This window comes from bacterium (assembly GCA_004322275.1).
GTDB lineage: Bacteria > Desulfobacterota > Deferrisomatia > Deferrisomatales > BM512 > SCTA01.
Map to the genome: position 1 here is coordinate 1 of SCTA01000045.1, position 1,427 is coordinate 1,427.

A 1,427-nucleotide genomic window follows, 5' to 3' on the forward strand; every position below is an offset into this window, starting at 1 on the left:
CGCGCGCCCCGGCCAGTGCCGCGTTCAATTCGACCACTGTGAGCCGGGCGCCGCTCTTGATGATCTGTCCCAGTAGCGGCATGAACAGTCCAATCATGCCGATATGTTCGTCCGGCCGCGGATCCATCTGCCCGATGGAGTCGCTGCTGTTGTCCGGGCGAAATCCCGCCCGGTCGAACAGGCAGCGGGTCAGAGCATTGGCGGCGGCAAAGCCGATGGTCTTCCCCAGCCCATCATTGCCGGCGTAGTGGCGAGCCAGTTCCAGCGCGTCGGCGCCGGCCAGGCCAAAGCTGTCGGCTCCATCGCGCAATTGCGCCAGGGTGTCGTCCAGCAGGACATACGACAGGCCGAGAGACCCGTCATCCAATTCCAGGGCACAGAATTCGCCCCTGTTGTCTTCGCTGGGTTGGGCCGGCGGCAGGTGCAGGGCGCGGATGCGCGGTAAAGCTCCGTAGGCGGCAAAGGATTCCAGTTGGGCAATATATTCGGTGGCGAAGCTCATGACAGGCTCTTGATGGTTTTCTTGACGGAATCGCCGGCGATGACAGGTGCGGGCTCGCCGCGGTGCAGGCCGGCGCGGACGGCGACGGATGCATCATTGCCGGAAACGGTGGACTGGCGGTTTTCCGGCGTGCGCAAAGCGCCGGGGAAGTACATGGCGGTCAGGCGATGGGAATGAATCGGCGAATCGGCGTTGGACCCGCCGTAGCGGCGCCAGTCGCGCACCGGGTAGATGTCGTCGGCAACTTCAAGCAGGCCGACGGTTTCCCGGTCGCCGATCAGCACCCCTTGCACGCGCAACCCAGCCGCTTGCTTGATGGCATTCAGGCGGGCGACGATTTCCGCTGTGGCGCCGAATTCGCCGTCGGAAGCGATGAGCAGATCGGCCAGTTGCCAGCGCTGATCTTCGAGTTTGGCGATCACCTTTTCGAGGGGGCCGCAGATGTCGGTACCACCGCGAAAAGCCTGCCCTAGGAAACCTGTCAGGCGGTCGATGCCGCCGCTGTCGACCCCCAGTTCCAGTTCGACCAGCTCATCGGGCCCGCCGAAGGCGAACACATGGCAGGGACGCCGCTGGGCCTGCGCCGTGCGCATGGCTTCCAGCACGATCGCCTTGGCTACCGCTTCGGCGCCGCCCTGCATGGAGCCGGAGGTATCGACACAGACCAGGATCGGCCCCATCTCCGAGCGCTTGCCGAGTTGCGGCCCGGGGCGAGGGCGCATCACCGGAGCCTGGAGCAGGCGGATTTCTTCCATGCGGTCGTCGTCCTCGTAGGTGAGCAATGTGCGCTCGGCCCGGCGCGCGTGCCACACCAGGCGCAGGCGAGGATGCCCGAGAAGCATGGCTTCGGCCGGCAACATGCGGGCGATGCGATCCGAACGGTGAATGCCGCGGGTTTCTCCGGGCATGTCCGGGACGCGTACCG

The 1,427-nt window shown here is 65.7% G+C and carries 2 protein-coding genes; both read right to left on the bottom strand.

The genetic code is table 11. The annotated features are described in order from the left end of the window. A partial coding sequence (locus tag EPN96_12840; protein ID TAL15459.1) for a hypothetical protein occupies window positions 1-502 on the bottom strand: 502 nt, incomplete at its 3' end. Further along, the coding region (locus tag EPN96_12845) for a VWA domain-containing protein (GenBank protein TAL15460.1) at window positions 499-1,427 on the bottom strand (929 nt) is incomplete at its 5' end. The genes EPN96_12840 and EPN96_12845, both read right to left, overlap by 4 nt.